The organism is Undibacterium sp. TJN25, assembly GCF_049339885.1.
In the GTDB taxonomy this organism is placed as follows: domain Bacteria; phylum Pseudomonadota; class Gammaproteobacteria; order Burkholderiales; family Burkholderiaceae_D; genus Undibacterium.
The window spans coordinates 25,015-41,273 of record NZ_JBMPPM010000016.1; the positions used below are offsets into that span (position 1 = coordinate 25,015).

Sequence of the window (16,259 nt, forward strand, 5' to 3'; positions counted from 1 at the left end):
TCCCGTATCAGCCCGTTGACTTGACCGATGATACTTCAATACTGTCGCCTATCAGCTTGATTTGTACCGGCTGGTTGGCCGCCAGTGCAGGCGGGCCATTTTCAAATGTCCTGTAGATGCCGGCAATGGACACCAGTTCGGCCTCCATTCCCATGGCGAAAATGCGCGCCTCGGTATTGCCCATCGCACCGGCCAGTGCGCGACCGCGCAGCGGCGCATAAATATGGATGCTGCCGTCGGCGATCACTTCGGCACCGTTGTTAACGGAGGCGGTAATGATCAGGTCGGCGCCGCGCGCATAGATGCGCTGTCCGGCGCGCACCGGCGTATCGATGACCATCGCGGGGATATTGCCTGTCGAAGGCGGGGCCGCAGCTGGAGCCGGGGCGGGCTGTATCTCCACAACCGGTGCCGGTGCAGGGACAGCTGCAGAAGCGGGAGCCGCTGCCGGCAAGTCCACTTCCTGGCGCGGCTTGCTGACGATGTCCAGGCTGAGGCCGTTGGCGCTGATGTCGGCATGGTCTTCGGCGCGCGCATTGCGCACCGCGACCGGATTCAGCCCGAAGGATTTGAACAGCGGGATCAGCGCAGCCCAGTCGAGCTTTTGCTCGCTGACCGGCTCCACGTCGATGACCGCAAATTCATCGTCAAAAAAATCCGGCGTGCCTGCGGTCATGTCCTTCAGCGCTGTTTCCAGCGCTGCGGTGGATGCTTCATGCAAAATCACGGCAACTGCCACGACGGTCGATATCTTTATTTCTATGGGCTTGCGCGTGAGGCTGTTTTGCATAAATGGCAAATAAGTAGAAAACCAAGGGAAGCAGGGCTGCCGTTCCTGCCTGCATAAACACCGCAAAGCCGGGAGCAAAAGCCTTATTTGCTTATAAAGCAGTCATCGTACCAAGCGAAGCGCAAGATTGCAAAAAATAGTCTCCCTATTTCGCTTTCCCTTCCATTTCGTTCCTTTACCTGCCGGGTTGTTGCGCATCATGCTGCACGCAGCAGGTGGGCGACCTTGCAAGCTATCCGCCAGGGGCTTTCGATAGCTGTCGATGTTGCAAAAATGACTACTGACAGATTCTGTCATTCTACACCGCCAGACTGGCAGTGCCTCAGCGGATAAAACAGACAATACCAATCAATCTCAAGGAATTCATCATGCGCCTGTATCACCATCGGTATTCCGCCAGCGCCCGCCGCGCCGTCATGACTGCCATCCACCTCGGCCTGCCGGTGGAACTGGCGACGCTGGATCTGACCAGCCTGCAACAGCGCCGCCAGCTGACCGAATTGAATGCCAACAGCAAGGTGCCGGTGCTGGTCGATGGCGATTTTGTGCTGTGGGAATCCTGCGCGATCATGCAATATCTGGCGGAGTTGACGCCGGGCCAGACCGTCTATCCGGCTGATGCCCGCGCCCGCGTGAATGTCAACCGCTGGCTGTTCTGGCTGTCGCAGCATTTCGGCCCGGCTCTCGGCATCTATGTATGGGAAAACATGATGAAGTCGATGTACGGCGTCGGCACGCCGGACAAGCGCGAACTGGAGCGCGGCAAGATCCAGATCGAACAATTCGCACAGGTGCTGGACGATCATTTGCGCGGAAGGGAGTGGATGTGCGGATCAGGTCTGACGCTGGCCGATTTTGCCGTTGCTTCGCCGCTGATGTATATCGAGCAGGCCAGCCTGCCACTGCAGCAGTATGAACATATCCAGGCCTGGTTTGCGCGGGTACAGCAGCTGGATGCATGGCGGAAGACGGAGCTGAAATGAGGTGCGCCGGTCTTCCTTGCAGGCTCCAGTCACGTATAGACCAGATAGTCTATGCCGTTGCTGATCTTGCCTATGACCTGCAATTGATTTTCTACGCTTTCGCTAAAGCTGGCCAATATCCCGGCGGCGGATATCTGGCCGCTATCCAGCTCTTTGATCCAGTAAGCATATCCGGCCTGGTCGGGCGTACGGTGCAGTACATTCTGGTACAGCTTGTCTAGCATCGCAGTATGGGACGGCGCGGCGCCATACAGTTTTTGGAACTCCGGGGAGGCGATGAAACCGCTTGCAACGTCGATCAGGCTGGAACCCTTGTCCATATCGCGGATCCAGTAGCCGAGACCTGCCAGGTCCGGTACCCGGTCGAACGCCGCCTGGTAGATACGGTAAGCTTCGCCTGCAACTCCGTTGGTATCGAGTGCAACTGCCGCATCGGCGAATTGCAGCCTTTCAATATTGACGACAGCATCAGCACCTTCTGTACCCGAGCTGTCGGTAACGCTGTAACCCGAGCCGTTTTTGCTGACCGTGAATTGAGACCTGATGCCGGCATAGACAGCAGTATCCGTGCCGTTGCCGCCATCGAGCTGGTCGTTTCCGCCGCCGCCGGTAAGGCGATTGGCGACATCGTTGCCCGTCAACACATCGTTGCCCTTGCCACCGACGGCGTTTTCTATGATGGCGCCGAAAGCAATGCCGAAGTTATTGCTGCCGTCATAGGTCGGAGTGGGGCCGGTATAGTTTGCCGGCGCCGCATCCGGCAAAATCCTGATACTGGAATAGCTGCCTGGAACCAGGTTTATGACGCAGCCCTCAGTGAAATTGCTGACAGAAATGCTGTCATTGCCGCCGGCGTCCCAGATGGCTTTGACAAACGGTATGTGAGGATCAAAGGTATAGACATCATCGGAGGTATGGAAGCTCTTGTTCGCACCGTAGATGTATTGCATCGCTGCGATGTCCAGCACCATCGGCGTTTCTGCGTTAACGTGAAAAGTCTGCCATGAGTAGGCACCGTTCTGTTTGTAAACGATGGTCCTGAAAAGGCTGTCGACAGGATCGTTATAGCTCATCACCGTATAAGTGTTGGAATCCAGTGAGGCAGGCAATACTGTTCCATCTTCAAACGAATGCTTGAGACCAAGCGCATGGCCTACTTCATGAATAATCGCCTGGTAATTTTCGGATCCCGGCGACCAGGATGGGTTGCTTGCAGCGGGACCCTGTGTACTCAGCCAAATATCGCCACCCACTGGAGAGCTGGAGCTTGGGTAGTGCGCCCATCCCCAGGCTTGCGTGCCGATGCTGCTCAGATTATTGGCAGAGGTAAAGCCAAAGCGTATATCGCCGACATTGCTGGCGGTATCGGTAACTTGCGAAAATTGGATATTTGCCACATTGGCCCAGGCTTGCAAGGCGGCGCTGGCGGCTTGCTGCTGCTGTACGTTCAGGCCGTAATGCAGAACCGCATTTGCTTCGTCCAGCGTTGAATATCCTGAAGATCCGTTATAGCCCAAAAAAACCGTGTCACCGTTTGTCCAGGGAAAACTGTAACTAAGTGCCACGCCGGAGCCAAGCGAGCCGCCCCACTTTAAGCCGTGGATGAGTGCATCGATGAGGACGGAGCCGGACTGTTTTACTGCACTGATGCTGCTGGAAGTGGCTGGAGAAGGCATAGTTTATGCTGTGGCCGGTATAAGGGTGTAAATGCAGGATGTATATCTGGAACTGGTAAGTGAAACGCAGGCTGGTGGGAAGAATCACACCTGGCCTTCCTCAACGGTTTGTTATAAAAATTTTATCATGCAATTATTGCAGCAATGTTTATTTTGCAATTTTAGAGGGGTGTTTTTGTTATCTGTCCGTATGGGAAAAGAAATCAATACGCCGGTTGCCGATTCAGGTAATACTATGGGATAGTTCAGTACATGAGAATTGTTGCAAAATTCCCTTGGCAGCGACAGATAAGAGCCAGTCTGATTTTGCAACATTGTCTTGGCCATATGTCCGGCTATAGCTGTGCCAGCGCTTGATCAGCTTCATCGTATATTGGAAGGAAAGTTATGAAATATATTGAAGAAAATAGTGCCTTACTGAAGCAGTTGATGACGGTACCACCGATGAGCGCCCAGCAATATGCCATCGTGATGCGCAAACGTACGGATTCCCGCAGAAGGGCTGAAGACGCCCGCGATGCCAGCCTGGCCAATGCACAGGCAAAAAAATCGGCCCAGGGCGCCTGAGCCTGCAGCGTCCGCGCTGCTTACCCGGCAATTCCCCGGGTGGCAGGTAGATAAAAAGAGAGCAGGCTTTGCCTCGTGCCTGCTGTCTACATTGCCTATGCCGCTGTTATCACTTTCACTGGCCCCGCTGCCTGTGCAGCACCTCCATCTGCGAGGCTGTTGTGCCTTTCCCGCTACCCTAAAATTTCAAATACCGCGCTTGCCTGTGATGGACGGCACTGTTGTTTCTGTTGCGTTTTCGTCGCGACATCTATGCGCTGCAAGCTGAACGAATAAGCTTGATATTCATGGAAACGGCCGGCATATCTGTTCATCAAGCTGGCACGCCTTGAAATCCCGGGAGGATGTATATGGAAACAGAATTGAAACTGAGCATCCATATAAGGCATGCCGGGATCTTGCGCAAGCATCCTTTGCTGAAAGAATACGCAGTACGCAATCCGCGCCGGCAACAGATGTCGGATACTTATTTCGATACGCCGGACTTGCACTTGTGGCGCAGTAAATTCGGTCTCAGGGTCAGGCAGACAGGCAAGCGCTGGATACAGACATTGAAGGGCGGAGGCAGCGCAGCCGGGGGCTTGCATCAGCGCCATGAATGGGAGTCGGCGCTTGATGGCCCGCTGCCCGATCTTGCCGCCTTGCAAAAGCGCGTGGCAGGTGAAAAAGCCTGGGCGGTTTTGCTGCAATGCGCGGGCAAGAATATACAACCAGTCTTTACGACACAGATAACCCGTACCGTCTGGGATTTGCGTTTGCCCACTGGCGAAGAGGTGGAATTTGTGCTGGATCAGGGTTATGTGCAAAGCGGCGACAGACGCAAAGATATTAGCGAGATCGAACTTGAGCTGAAATCAGGCAAAGCCGTACACCTGTTTGAGCTGGCATTGCAATTGCAAAAAAAGATCCCGCTGCGTATCTGCGATATCAGCAAGGCCCAGCGCGGCTATATACTATATTTGTCTCAACAGGCGCAGCCGCAGGCTCCTTCCGCAGTCAAGGCAAGCGAGCTGGTTTTGCGTAAAAAGATGGATGCGGAGCAGGCGTTCCGCGTCATCCTCGGCAATTGCGTGGCGCAGATACAGGGCAATGAGGCGGGTGTGGCAGACAGCGATGCGCCGGAAAGTCTGCACCAGATGCGTGTTGGCCTGCGCCGCCTGCGTTCAGCATTCGGGCTGTACAAAGACATCGTCATTGTGCCGAAACAGGTCGAGGAAGATATGGAATGGCTATCCGGCCAGCTGGGTGCTGCCCGAGACTGGGATGTGCTGGCGCATTCCACGCTGGCTGCAGTGGCGGAAGCGGCCGATATCATGCCGGCCGGTGTTCAACTGGCGCCGCTGCAAGCGGCAGCGCTGGCCGAGGCGGGCAAAAAGCATGAAGCAGCCGCTGTGGCGGTCAGATCGCCGCGCTTTGCCCGGCTGGTGCTGAACCTGAGTGCACGCGCCCATGGCGCCGGCTGGAACGATCCCGGACGAGAAGATGTGCAGCAGGAATTGGACAAGCGCATCATCAAGTTTGCCGGCAGGAAGATGGAGCAGGCGCAACGCCGCCTGTACAAATGCGGCAAGCGCGGCAAGCAGGTGCATGCCACGGATGTTGTCGCGCAAGGGCCGACGGGAGAAAGTGGGCATGGCATGCAGGCAGAAGTGCATGCGCGGCATCGTTTGCGCATCGCCTCCAAGAAGCTGCGTTACACGGCGGAATTTTTCCATTCACTATTTCCGTCCCGGCGCATGCGGCTGTACATGGAAGCAATGACGGGTTTGCAGGAAATCCTGGGGCAATGCAACGACGTAGTGGTTGCATCCGGCCTGCTCGGGCAATTGCAGCAAGCGCACGCAGAGCTGGGTGTGCCTGTCGGTTTTGCCAGGGGTTGCCTGGCTGCGCGCGCCGAGCATGCGATTGCGGCAATGGAAAAACAGTGGCGGCACCTGGAGACCATAGAGTTGCCCGGCAAGTCCTGAATCCGGGGCGGCCAGGTTCTGTCGTACATGCCGCCTGTGCTATTGCCTTTAAGCGGGAGATTTATCCCACGCCGGTGCAAAGGGCGGATTGACAAAACGCATGTCTTTTTGCAGCGCTGCAATGGCGCGCCTGTCTTCATCATCAAGCGTCAGTTTGAGCGCATCGAGATTGGCCTTCTGGCTTTGCGGCCTTTGCGCCTTAGGAATCGCGGCGACACCTTCCTGGTCCAGCAGCCACTTCAGCGCCACTTGGGCCGGTGTCGCGCCATGCTTGCCGGCGATGGCAGCCAGGGCGGCGTTGTCGGCGAGCTTGCCCTGCGCCAGCGGGCAATAGGCCACGATGGGGATGCCCTTGCTTGCCAGGTAGGCGCGTACCGGTGTCTGGTCTAGCAATACATGGTATTCAATCTGGTTGCAGGCCAGAGGCGCGCCGATGTCTTCGATGACGGTGCGCAGCAGGTCTATCGTGAAATTGCATACGCCCATTGCGCGTATGCGGCCTTGCTCTTTCAGCGCGGCCAGCGTCTCGAAAATTGCGGGCAAGTCCATCTCCTTGCTGGGCCAGTGCACCATGAACAGGTCCACATAGTCGAGCTTCAACTTGTCCAGGCTGGTATCGAAAGAGCGGAGAATCGCATCCGGCGCCAGGTTGGCATGCCACACCTTGGTGGTGACGTGCAGGTCTTTGCGGGCGATGGCGGACGCTGCAATGGCGGCGCCTACCGCTTCTTCATTGTTATACATCGCCGCTGTGTCTATATGCCGGTAGCCCAGGTCCAGCGCGCTCTCCACGGCAACACGGCAGTCGTCTCCCTCCATGCGGAAGGTGCCCAGGCCCAGGCTGGGGAAACTGATTCCTTGTGTTTGTATCGCATGCATAATAGTTACTCTTGAGATGGTTGAGGGGACACAGTTGAATTCAACGCCGGCGTTCTAGCGTATGGAACGGACGGTGCGCAAAAAGGAAATTCTGTTCCCCGACGGCCAATTGTGCGATGGCGTCGCGGTTATTAGATAAGTGACTGCGAGGCATCAATTGTTTTCTGTTGAGGCTCTGTTTTTCCAGCCTTCTTGTATCTGGTAGCTTATTCTGCGAGGTGCGGGCCAAAGGACTTGATCAGTTCGACGTGCTTCTCCAGGTTTTCTTCGATACGGTGCGTTGGTCCGGCGATGGCACATCCGTAAAGCTCGCCTTCTATCACGATGGATACCGCAACGGCATTGACGCCGTCCAGGTAATCGCCGTCGGTCATGAACCAGCCTTTCGGCGACCACTCGTTCAGGTGATCGATCAGCTGCTGCTTGCTGGAGATGGTTTGCTCATTGTATTGCACGAACTTGAGGCGGTTGATGATAGCCATGCGCGCGCTTTCCTCCAGGCCGGCCAGCAGGGCCTTGCCGACCGCCGATGCATACAACGGCCGTATGTCGCCGACTTGTACGATGTAGCGCACATATTGCTTGCTTTCCACTACTTCGATATACAGCACCGCGCCGTTCACCAGCTTGCCAAACAGCACGGTCTCATTGCTCTGGTCGCGGATTTTCTCGAGCGCTGGTAAAACCCACAGCGGCAGTGGATTATGCTTGGCAATTTCATCCACTCTTTTTTCCAGAAGCTTGGTCGGATAAAACCCGCGCTGATGCTTGAGTTCAAATATGTATCCGCGTTCCTCCAGGGTCTTTACCAGGCCATGGCAGCTCGATACGGGGATGCCTGTCGCGCTGGCAAGCGCGGATACCGACATGGGGCGGCGTTCGCGCGCGAAGGCTTCAATGATGTCAAGAATTTTGCTGGCTGCCGGCACTGTCATTTTCTGGTCCTGTCTTCTATGGGGCGCATATCGATTTTGCGGCTTTGGTATCGATGGTAAGGTCCGAATTGGATGTCAGCTTGAATCGCTGCACCTTCTGCGTAGCGGTCTTCGGAATATGGTCTGCAAATTCGATATAACGCGGTATTTTATGCTTTTCCAGCACGGTTCTCAAAAATGAAACCACTTCGTCTGCGTCGAGTTTGCCGCGCATGACAATGACCAGCTTGATCTCCTCGTCCAGCATGGGGTCGCTGACCCCGACTGCGGCGCAGTCAACAATGCCTGCATGCTTGAGCGCGGCAAGTTCTATTTCCACGGGTGAGATCATCTCGCCGCCGCGCCGTATCAATTCCTTTTTCCGGCGTTCGAAATACAAAAAACCATCCTTGTCCATATGCCCCAGATCGCCGGTATGGAACCAGAGGTTGCGCATGGCATCCAGGGTCTCCTGCGGTTTCCTGAAATAGCCGGTGGTCATGACGAAAGGCACTTTCGGCCTGACCGCTATTTCACCGCTGTTTTCCGGCGGCAGCAACTGATCTTCGGGGCCTAGTATGGCAACTTCAAAGTCGTCGCGTGCAACGCCCACCGATCCCACGCGGGTATGGGTAGCCGTATTCATGGTTACCATGCCGCCGGTTTCGGTCATGCCGTATAACTCAAAAATATCGAGCGACAGCCTGGCGTGCAAGGCGGTCCAGATATCCGTGGGAGCGCCGCCGCCTACGCACCAGCGCAGCGATGTTGCGGCCGGCTGCACGATGGTCTTGGCGAGGATATTCAGCACGGTGCCCACATAAGTAAAGCCGGTTGCCTGATACCGGGCGGCCTGCTCAAGGAAGCCGGACGCGGAGAATCTGGGAACGAGGATGACGCTGCACCCGACCGTCAGTGCAGAAAGCACGGCGTACATCTGTGGATTCGCATGATGCAGCGGAAGGAAGGTCAGGATGCGGTCTCTACTGGTAATGCCGATGGCTTCGGTAATTTTTTTCCCGGTCGCCAGATAACTGCGGTTGGGGATCAGCGTGCCCTTGGGCTGGCCGGTGGTGCCCGAGGTGTACAGGATGGCTGCGAGAAAGTCATTGCCGAGCACTGCCGGCGCGGCCTGCGGCAGAGCAGACATTTGCTGTGCAAACGCCTGTTCCGATTCATGTCCTTCCACCCGCAGCGGCAGGCTGGCGAGATCCAGCCTGATCCTTTTGAGTTCTGCGCCTTCTGTCAGCACGACGCTTGCCTCGCTCTGGGTGACGATGTAGTGGAGTGCGTCGCCAAACAGCTCGTGGCTGACCGGGATCGCTGTCGCCCCGCGCGCGAGGGCGGAAAACCAGTAAAACAGAAACAGCGGCCGGTTGCTGACTGCCACCACCACCTTGTCTCCCGGCTGGACGCCGAGTTTGGCCAGCCAGCTGGCGCCGCGCTGCGCAAGATCCGCGGCTTCGGCGAAAGTCCATGCCGATTCCTCATGAAAAATAAATGGTGAGAGCGGCTGCGTGGCAGCGAGCTGCAAGAGGCGGTTGATCATGGGATTTTTCGCTTATAGGTTTGCTGTCGATTGGGGCGTGTTCGGAACGCCTGGGAACGGCGTTCGTGAATTAACATTTTTATAAAATTCAGCTGGTTGAAAATAAATTCAGTATGTTGATATTCTATCTGCTTCAATCTATACTGCCAACACGCGAAATCAAGATTTACCTGATGGCGGCACAAATAAAATATTGTTCACGGCGACCGTGAACGCAGGAGACCATAGTGAAATCCGACGGCATACAGCGTTTAGGGCAGGGCGCCTACTGGCAGGATCTGGCGGCAGGGCAGAAGTTCGACACCTTCAGGCGCACCGTCACCGAGACGGACCTGGTAAATTTCATTTCGGTGACGGGCATGCTGGAGGCGATTTTCATCGACAGCACGTTTGCCGGAGGCGCGATGCCGGGCCGGCCGGTGCCGGGGGCGCTGACGTATACGCTCATCGAGGGGTTCATCCTGCAATCCATGATCCAGGGAACAGGGCTGGCGATGCTGGAGTTGCACCAGGTGATCCATCTTCCGGTGCATGTCGGCGACACCATACACGCAGAAATTGAAGTTACCGACATCCGCCCCACGTCGCGTGCCGGAAGGGCCGTGGTGACCTCGGTCAACCGCGTGCTGAACCAGCACGGCGACTGTGTGATGACCTACACCGCCAAGCGCCTGCTGGCCGGCCGCTGATCTCCGTCGTCTTTCCTCAGCATTAAGCCGTCACTCCAACACGTACTCTATCGGTTCCTTATCGGTTTCTTATCGGGCAGCACACATGAATGATGACATTGAAATAAGCGCCGCCTTGTGGCGGCCGCAGGTCGACCCGCGGTTCACGGAAGAAATCCGCCTGTATGCGGCGGCCGAGATAGCACCCCAGGCAGACGACATAGACCGCGACGATGTCTACCCTGTAGCGATCATGAAAGCGCTGGCGGCCAAGGGCTATAGCACTGCGACGCTGGACACCCGCTACGGCGGCGACGGAAAAAGCTATGCCCATGCGGTAGCCATCTTTGAAGAGCTGTCGGTGGCCAGCGCTGCGGTAGGCATTTCGTTGATCACCATTTTCCAGGCGCAGACGATGTTGCGGCTGTTCGGCTCGGATAGTCTGAAGGACCGTTATTTGCCATTGTTCAGTAAAGGCTTGCTGAGCTCCTACAGCCTGACGGAGGCCAACCATGGCAGCGACATCCGCCACCTGGACACCAAGGCCCGTGTAGAAGGCGGAGAATGGGTGCTGAACGGCGAAAAATCCTTCATCACTTCCGGTTCCGCTGCGGAATTTTTCATTATCCTGGCCGAGACGGACCAGGGTGTTTCCGTATTTGCCCTGCCGCGCGATACGCCAGGGCTGACGATCTACAAGGGCCATACCGCCGCTACTTTCGGCCTGCGCAACGGGCCGCACATGAATATGCGGCTGGAGAACGTGCGGCTGCCGCTGGACCATCTGGTCGGCACCGAAGGAAAAGGTGTGCGCCAGGCGGTCACCGTGCTCGATTATTCCCGCACGCTGGCCGGCGCCATCAGCGTGGGAATTGCACGTGCAGCGTTCGAGGGTGCGCTGAAGTTCGCAAGGAACCGCGTTGCATTTGACAAGAAAGTGCTCGATTTCCAGGGCATACAATGGTATTTCGCCGACATGCTGACGGACATTGATGCCTCGCGCCTGCTGATTTACGCCGCTGCCGATGCACTCGACCGCCATGACAGCATAGACCGCTATTCCAGCGAAGCCAAGCTGAAAGCCTGCGCGGTTGCCACCGAAGTCGCCAGCAAGGCGGTACAGATTTGCGGCGCCTACGGCACGACTGAAAATGCACCTTTCGGCCGCTATCTGCGTGATGCCAAAGCCTACGAGATTGCAGGTGGATCGGCCGAGGTTCTCAAGAATACCATCGGAAAATTCTTGCTGGCGGGGTTGACGAAGCAGGCATTAAAGCCGCGCTGAAAACACACCGGGCAGCAGCACATTCCAAAACCAAAGCGACGTGAGATCAATCTCAGGCGCGACCATCCAGGAGACATAGAGATGAAGATACGTACCATTGCACTTGCCATCGCCAGCACACTGGCGTTTTCCGCGGCCCTGCCGGCGGCTGCCCAGGTAGCGGGCGATAAAATCAGGATCGGGTTCATCTCCGACATGTCCGGCACTTATTCCGACCTGGACGGTCGCGGCGGCGCCGAGGCGATCAAGATGGCCGTCGCCGATTTTGGCGGTACAGTGCTCGGTAAAAAAATTGAAGTCCTTACCTACGATCATCAGAACAAACCCGACAATGCCGTCACCAAGGCGCGCCAGTGGTTTGACGAGGAAGGCGTGGGAATGGTGATTCACGGCGCCAATTCCGCTGCCGCGCTGGCGGTGTCGAAACTGGCCGCCGACAAGAAAAAACTCGCTATTGTCGTATCGGCAGGTTCGGCCCGCCTGACCAATGAAGACTGCAATCCCAATACCATCCACTATTCTTACGATACCGTGGCGCTGGCCAGGGTGGCCGGTTCAGCCATCGTCAAACAAGGGGGAAAAACCTGGTATTTCGTGACGGCCGATTTTGCCTTCGGCAAATCACTGGAAAGCGATACAACCAAGGTCATCAAGGCCGCAGGCGGCACGATATTAGGTTCGGTCAAGCATCCACAGGATGCTGCCGATTTTTCTTCTTACATCATCACCGCGCAGGCGTCCAAGGCGCAGATCATCGGCTTTGCCAATTCAGGCAACGATACGATCAACGCCATCAAGACTGCCAATGCGTTTGGCGTGAACAAGAGCGCGCGCCTGGCCGGTCTGCTGATCTTTATCAGCGACGTCCATGCATTGGGGCTGAACGTGACACAGGGCATGTACCTTGCCGATTCCTGGTACTGGGACATGAACAACGATACCCGCGCCTGGTCCAAGCGCTTTTATGCAAAGATGAAAATGCAGCCGACTTCTTCGCAGGCTGGAGATTATTCCGCCACGCTGACTTACCTGAACGCAATCAAGGCAACCGGCACGGATAATTCTGATAAGGTGATTGCGTATATGAAGGCCAACAAGATCAACGACATGTTCGCCAAAAACGGCACGATACGGCCGGACGGCCGCATGGTGCATGACATGTACCTGATGCAGGTGAAGTCACCTGCGGAATCCAAATACCCTTGGGATTATTACAAGCTGGTGCAGACTGTGCCGGGGGATCAGGCATTTACGCCAAAATCCGAAAGCGCTTGCGCGCTGTGGAAATAACCCTGCTATAAAAATAAATATATTCTTGGACCAGAGCTGCGCTGCAGAAAAGCGTGGGTTTCCGGGGCCGTTGACGCGGCAGCTGAATCATTTCCCGGGACAGATGGCGTCCATCTTTCCGCACCGCTCAAAACCTCATGCGCGCAGCGATGCGATCCGCATGCTGTCCCGGATGGTGGGGACGCTGTTATAGGCAGTGTGGCAGAGCCGTAATGCAAAATCCCGCCTGCGGCGTTTGCCGCAGGCGGGATTTGTCCGGCTTGACTAAGCTTGATGTAGCTTAAGCTTGTTTGCTTTTTGCAGATTTACGGCGTGATGCCAGGCCCAGCAATCCCAGGCCGATCAGCGACAGGCTGGCTGGCTCAGGGATAGTGCCAACATCGACATTGATCGCCGAACGGCCTACTTCACGTCCTGCGAGGTTATATGCCACCAGCGCAAAGCTGTATTCGCCGTTGGCATTCGGATTGAAGGTTCCTGCCGGCGGAGTGATCACTCCTGGAAAGCCTGTTGTCAGGAAGCTGAACCCCAGGTTTTGCGAATCCTGCAAGGTGGTCCCGCTGCCTGTCAGATTCCATGCGCCAAGCAGGGATGCATCAGTATCGACACCTGGATTAAAGTCGTAGAACAGTTTGTACGTGAAGTCGGACAGGCTGCCGGCGCTGACATTGACGTAGTAGTCAAAATTCCAGGTCGACGCATTGCCGCTGCTGACGCCAGGGTTTGCCAAATAAGTACCTGCGCTGTTGTTTCCCAGGTTGGGGCCGACGCCACGCTGTGTTGCCGCCAGACCCAGCGTCAGTGTGCCGGTCCTGGCTTCCACCACGGTTATTGCACTTGGATCTGTAGGGATGCCGCTGCCGCCATAAGTTGCCGCTGGAAGGTTGGCAAACGTTGTGTAGGTTGGCGTGATCGGTGCGGCGAATGCTGTCAGCGTCGAAGCGGCAAGTGCGATTGCTGTAAGTGTGCGCAACGTGGTTTTGATCATTGTTAGTTCTCCCGGGTATTATTACTTTTTGGAAATCTGAAATCAGATTTTGACTTGGTGTTGTTACCTACAGTCATGACTAAGCAACATCCGTGCTCATTGCAAGATTGTTAAATTTTATTGATTGAAATCAAGTGCTTGAAAAAAATAAATGCATTGATGCATCTGTTTATGGAGAGCTTGCGAGGACATTTGTAAAAACGCCCGACAGATATGTCGGAATTTGAAAGCAGAAATCGCGGTAGTTACTGCCCATTGCGGAAGAAGATATCCGATATGTGTGGAACTTCCGCCCATTTATCTGAAGCTGTAACAGCCTCACCATGTGTGTACAGAATGCGCTGTATCACCGGATGACCGGTATTCCACGCAGCGTGTCATTTACATCACACATCAGGAGAGAACATGAACACAGTAAGCGTGGCCCGCAATCTCGCGGGCAATACAGCGGGCAAAATCCGGGTCGGCATTGTCGGTGCAGGCACCTGGGCCGAATACGGTCACATCCCCTCGCTGAAGCTATTGCCGGAGTTTGAGATTACCGCGGTGTTCAGCCGCGATCAGAAAAAGGCCGATGCGGTAGCACAGCGCCACGGCATCCGCTATGCAGTCAATTCGCTGCAGGCGCTGGTGCAGCATCCGGAAGTGGACCTGGTGCTGGTGCTTACACCTGCGCCGCAGCATGAGGAGGGCATACGCGCCGCCATCGCCGCCGGCAAGGATGTGTATTGCGAATGGCCCTTGACGCCGAGCCGCGCGTTGTCTGAAGAACTGATGCAGCTGGCCGACCAGGCCGGCGTGCGCCATATCGTCGGCCTGCAACGCCGGCTGGCGCCCGGCTACCGCTATGTGCGTGACCTGCTGGCGCAGGGCTATATAGGCGAACTGCGTTCGATACGGCTGCACATCAGTGTCGAATATTTCCAGCGCCACCGTATCGCCGCGCTGTACTACACGGTGCCGGAAGCAAACTTCTCCAGCCTGCTGTCGATCTATGGCGGCCATTTCCTTGACGTGCTGTTTACCCATTTCGGCTATCCAGAGACCTTGAGCGGCCTCACCGTCAACCAGTTCAAGGAAGTGACGCTGATAGAAACCGGCGAGACGCAGCCGCATACCAGCCCCGACCAGGTCGTGCTGAGCGGCACCTTCTCCAACGGCGCCGTGCTGTCTGTGCATCTGGAGGCAGGCAAGCGCAATAATTTCGGCGTCCAGCTTGATATCACCGGCACGGAAGGCGACCTGAAAATATCCAACAGCACCAGCTTCGGCGATGCATTCAATCTGATAGAAGGCGCGCGCGGCGATGCGCAGCCGCTCAGGGAACTACCGGTGCCTGCTGAATACGATTGGGTGCCGGCCAGCAGCCTGGGTGGCAGTACGCTGGAGCTGGCGCATCTGTATGCGGCTTATGCCAGGGACGTGCGCGACGGCAGCACGCTGGCGCCGACGTTCAAGGATGCGTTGAAGATGCATGAACTGATCACGCATATCGACACATCCAACCGCACCGGCACCCGCGTCACGCTGGCTTAGGTGGCGGAACCGGCTCTTAACGCGGAGCTGTCTCCTGCCTGCGCTGTTGCGGCGTTGGCGACCAGTGCAAAGTAATCGGCAATGCGCGCGGCACGCCAGTCAAGATCAAGATGGGCTTCCGCCTGGGCGGCGCTATCACAGGCGGCCAGCGCTGCCTTGCCGCCATCGCTCTGCACTATCGGCACGCGGGCGCTGCCGTATTGCCGCAGTTGTGCAGCGACTTCATCCGGCAACACGGGAGCGGACGCCAGCCATTCGCGCGCGCCTTTGAATGCGTCCCTGCGCATCATGTCTATCATGTAATCGCTGACGGAATGCAGGCGCATGGGCGAGCCTGGAGTCCAGCCTATCATCGGCAATACCGGCGCCAGCGACGGTGCCGCATGATTGGCGTACAGCGTCGTGTTCCAATAGCGTTCTGCCACGCGCGCAAAATGCGGCAAGTCGGCAATGGCCAGCAGGCCACTGTCTTCCATGGGCAGGATTTCAACCTTGGGCTTGGTGACGACCACGGTGTCGTTGGACACGTCCACGTACAGCGCGCCGAACTGGAAGGCGTTCTGGAAATAACTCTCCCTCAGTGCTCCCCAGATATGGCGGATGATGCCGCCCCCTCTCAGGAAGGCGACAAGCGCCTGCTCCACCGGATGCTGTGGCTGGCTTAGGCGCTGCTGCATGCGCTTCTGCACATCGAGACTGATTTCGGTGCAGCGGCCTTTCGGGTAGGGCCTTTCAGCATCCTTACTGAGCAGCGGCGCCAGCGCCGCATCGGTTTCCGCGCGTACCGCCAGCAGATACTGTTCCAGTTCCGCCAATAGCGGCGCCAGAAACTGCCGTGTCAGTTCGGCCTGTCTGGAGCTTACCGGCGCAGGCTGCTGGGATAGCAGCGGCTTGTTGGCAGAAATAAGTAGATCTTTTGTCATTGCAGCTGGCTATCTGTCTCTTCTGGATACTTGGGGCCGCGGAGCGACGGTTCCGGCATTTTACCGTAGCCGGCCTTAAGGAAAACAGCCTTCGCTTATCATGGCGGAATGCATGCTGGCGGGGTATCCGATGTATACTAAGGGCAATTGTTAAATATGTTAAAGCAGCCTGTCCCGGCACCTGTGCATATTTGGACCGCGCGCCGCTGCGCAACCGAAGATCGCAATCGCACACATTGCGTGG

General features: G+C 56.5%; 14 protein-coding genes. 7 read left to right on the forward strand and 7 right to left on the reverse strand.

Translation table 11 applies throughout. The features are described 5' to 3' along the window. Positions 1 to 7 precede the first annotated feature (7 nt). A complete protein-coding gene (gene minC / locus ACO0LO_RS26885; protein ID WP_422969254.1) occupies positions 8 to 790 on the reverse strand; it encodes a septum site-determining protein MinC in 783 nt (260 codons plus the stop codon). 368 nt (positions 791 to 1,158) lie between these two features. Here minC and ACO0LO_RS26890 point away from each other — a divergent pair, with 368 nt between their 5' ends. Next, on the forward strand, positions 1,159 to 1,773 hold the full coding sequence (locus ACO0LO_RS26890; RefSeq protein ID WP_422969256.1) for a glutathione S-transferase family protein: 615 nt from the start codon (positions 1,159 to 1,161) through the stop codon (positions 1,771 to 1,773). 29 nt (positions 1,774 to 1,802) lie between these two features. Here the strand turns inward: ACO0LO_RS26890 and ACO0LO_RS26895 are convergent, their stop codons facing one another. Continuing rightward, entirely contained in the window at positions 1,803 to 3,449 is a 1,647-nt protein-coding gene (locus ACO0LO_RS26895; protein WP_422969258.1) for a DUF4214 domain-containing protein, read from the reverse strand. Between the two features lie 387 nt (positions 3,450 to 3,836). Between ACO0LO_RS26895 and ACO0LO_RS26900 the strand changes: the two genes are divergently transcribed. Both ACO0LO_RS26900 and ACO0LO_RS26905 read left to right on the forward strand, forming a co-directional pair. Further along, positions 3,837 to 4,016, forward strand: coding sequence for a hypothetical protein (locus ACO0LO_RS26900; protein WP_422969260.1), 180 nt, complete (start codon positions 3,837 to 3,839; stop codon positions 4,014 to 4,016). Between the two features lie 350 nt (positions 4,017 to 4,366). After that, on the forward strand, positions 4,367 to 5,983 hold the full coding sequence (locus tag ACO0LO_RS26905) for a CHAD domain-containing protein (RefSeq protein ID WP_422969262.1): 1,617 nt from the start codon (positions 4,367 to 4,369) through the stop codon (positions 5,981 to 5,983). Positions 5,984 to 6,031: 48 nt separating this feature from the next. Here the strand turns inward: ACO0LO_RS26905 and ACO0LO_RS26910 are convergent, their stop codons facing one another. The 3 genes from ACO0LO_RS26910 to ACO0LO_RS26920 all read right to left on the reverse strand — a co-directional run bounded on the left by ACO0LO_RS26910 (position 6,032) and on the right by ACO0LO_RS26920 (position 9,325). Continuing rightward, on the reverse strand, positions 6,032 to 6,862 hold the full coding sequence (locus ACO0LO_RS26910) for an aldo/keto reductase (RefSeq protein ID WP_422969264.1): 831 nt from the start codon (positions 6,860 to 6,862) through the stop codon (positions 6,032 to 6,034). Positions 6,863 to 7,068: 206 nt separating this feature from the next. After that, positions 7,069 to 7,797 (reverse strand): IclR family transcriptional regulator, encoded by a 729-nt coding sequence (locus ACO0LO_RS26915; RefSeq protein ID WP_422969266.1) that lies wholly within the window; start codon positions 7,795 to 7,797, stop codon positions 7,069 to 7,071. A gap of 16 nt (positions 7,798 to 7,813) precedes the next feature. Then, positions 7,814 to 9,325: a class I adenylate-forming enzyme family protein gene (locus tag ACO0LO_RS26920; RefSeq protein WP_422969268.1), complete on the reverse strand. Its 1,512-nt coding sequence runs from the start codon at positions 9,323 to 9,325 to the stop codon at positions 7,814 to 7,816. Positions 9,326 to 9,549: 224 nt separating this feature from the next. Here ACO0LO_RS26920 and ACO0LO_RS26925 point away from each other — a divergent pair, with 224 nt between their 5' ends. The 3 genes from ACO0LO_RS26925 to ACO0LO_RS26935 all read left to right on the forward strand — a co-directional run bounded on the left by ACO0LO_RS26925 (position 9,550) and on the right by ACO0LO_RS26935 (position 12,568). Then, positions 9,550 to 10,014 carry a MaoC family dehydratase gene (locus ACO0LO_RS26925; RefSeq protein WP_422969360.1) on the forward strand — a complete coding sequence of 155 codons (465 nt, stop codon included), beginning with the start codon at positions 9,550 to 9,552 and terminating at the stop codon, positions 10,012 to 10,014. 85 nt (positions 10,015 to 10,099) lie between these two features. Then, positions 10,100 to 11,278 (forward strand): acyl-CoA dehydrogenase family protein, encoded by a 1,179-nt coding sequence (locus tag ACO0LO_RS26930; RefSeq protein ID WP_422969270.1) that lies wholly within the window; start codon positions 10,100 to 10,102, stop codon positions 11,276 to 11,278. 81 nt (positions 11,279 to 11,359) lie between these two features. After that, positions 11,360 to 12,568, forward strand: a complete 1,209-nt coding sequence (locus tag ACO0LO_RS26935) for an ABC transporter substrate-binding protein (RefSeq protein ID WP_422969272.1) — start codon at positions 11,360 to 11,362, stop codon at positions 12,566 to 12,568. A 280-nt stretch (positions 12,569 to 12,848) separates the two neighbouring features. Here ACO0LO_RS26935 and ACO0LO_RS26940 read toward each other — a convergent pair whose 3' ends face one another. Beyond that, positions 12,849 to 13,556, reverse strand: a complete 708-nt coding sequence (locus ACO0LO_RS26940; RefSeq protein WP_422969274.1) for a PEP-CTERM sorting domain-containing protein — start codon at positions 13,554 to 13,556, stop codon at positions 12,849 to 12,851. A 405-nt stretch (positions 13,557 to 13,961) separates the two neighbouring features. On the opposite strand from ACO0LO_RS26940, the gene ACO0LO_RS26945 reads away from it, so the two are divergent. Next, positions 13,962 to 15,092 (forward strand): Gfo/Idh/MocA family protein, encoded by a 1,131-nt coding sequence (locus ACO0LO_RS26945; protein WP_422969276.1) that lies wholly within the window; start codon positions 13,962 to 13,964, stop codon positions 15,090 to 15,092. On the opposite strand, the gene ACO0LO_RS26950 is transcribed toward ACO0LO_RS26945, so the two are convergent. After that, the gene (locus ACO0LO_RS26950) at positions 15,089 to 16,015 is read right to left on the reverse strand and encodes a hypothetical protein (RefSeq protein ID WP_422969278.1); all 927 of its coding nucleotides are present in this window, start codon (positions 16,013 to 16,015) and stop codon (positions 15,089 to 15,091) included. The genes ACO0LO_RS26945 and ACO0LO_RS26950 overlap by 4 nt on opposite strands. Positions 16,016 to 16,259 lie beyond the last annotated feature (244 nt).

Bases quoted from the DNA above. Each gene is read 5' to 3' on its own strand.
- minC (WP_422969254.1), bottom strand. From the start codon at position 790: ATGCAAAACAGCCTCACGCGCAAGCCCATAGAAATAAAGATATCGACC.
- ACO0LO_RS26890 (WP_422969256.1), top strand. From the start codon at position 1,159: ATGCGCCTGTATCACCATCGGTATTCCGCCAGCGCCCGCCGCGCCGTC.
- ACO0LO_RS26895 (WP_422969258.1), bottom strand. From the start codon at position 3,449: ATGCCTTCTCCAGCCACTTCCAGCAGCATCAGTGCAGTAAAACAGTCC.
- ACO0LO_RS26900 (WP_422969260.1), top strand. From the start codon at position 3,837: ATGAAATATATTGAAGAAAATAGTGCCTTACTGAAGCAGTTGATGACG.
- ACO0LO_RS26905 (WP_422969262.1), top strand. From the start codon at position 4,367: ATGGAAACAGAATTGAAACTGAGCATCCATATAAGGCATGCCGGGATC.
- ACO0LO_RS26910 (WP_422969264.1), bottom strand. From the start codon at position 6,862: ATGCATGCGATACAAACACAAGGAATCAGTTTCCCCAGCCTGGGCCTG.
- ACO0LO_RS26915 (WP_422969266.1), bottom strand. From the start codon at position 7,797: ATGACAGTGCCGGCAGCCAGCAAAATTCTTGACATCATTGAAGCCTTC.
- ACO0LO_RS26920 (WP_422969268.1), bottom strand. From the start codon at position 9,325: ATGATCAACCGCCTCTTGCAGCTCGCTGCCACGCAGCCGCTCTCACCA.
- ACO0LO_RS26930 (WP_422969270.1), top strand. From the start codon at position 10,100: ATGAATGATGACATTGAAATAAGCGCCGCCTTGTGGCGGCCGCAGGTC.
- ACO0LO_RS26935 (WP_422969272.1), top strand. From the start codon at position 11,360: ATGAAGATACGTACCATTGCACTTGCCATCGCCAGCACACTGGCGTTT.
- ACO0LO_RS26940 (WP_422969274.1), bottom strand. From the start codon at position 13,556: ATGATCAAAACCACGTTGCGCACACTTACAGCAATCGCACTTGCCGCT.
- ACO0LO_RS26945 (WP_422969276.1), top strand. From the start codon at position 13,962: ATGAACACAGTAAGCGTGGCCCGCAATCTCGCGGGCAATACAGCGGGC.
- ACO0LO_RS26950 (WP_422969278.1), bottom strand. From the start codon at position 16,015: ATGACAAAAGATCTACTTATTTCTGCCAACAAGCCGCTGCTATCCCAG.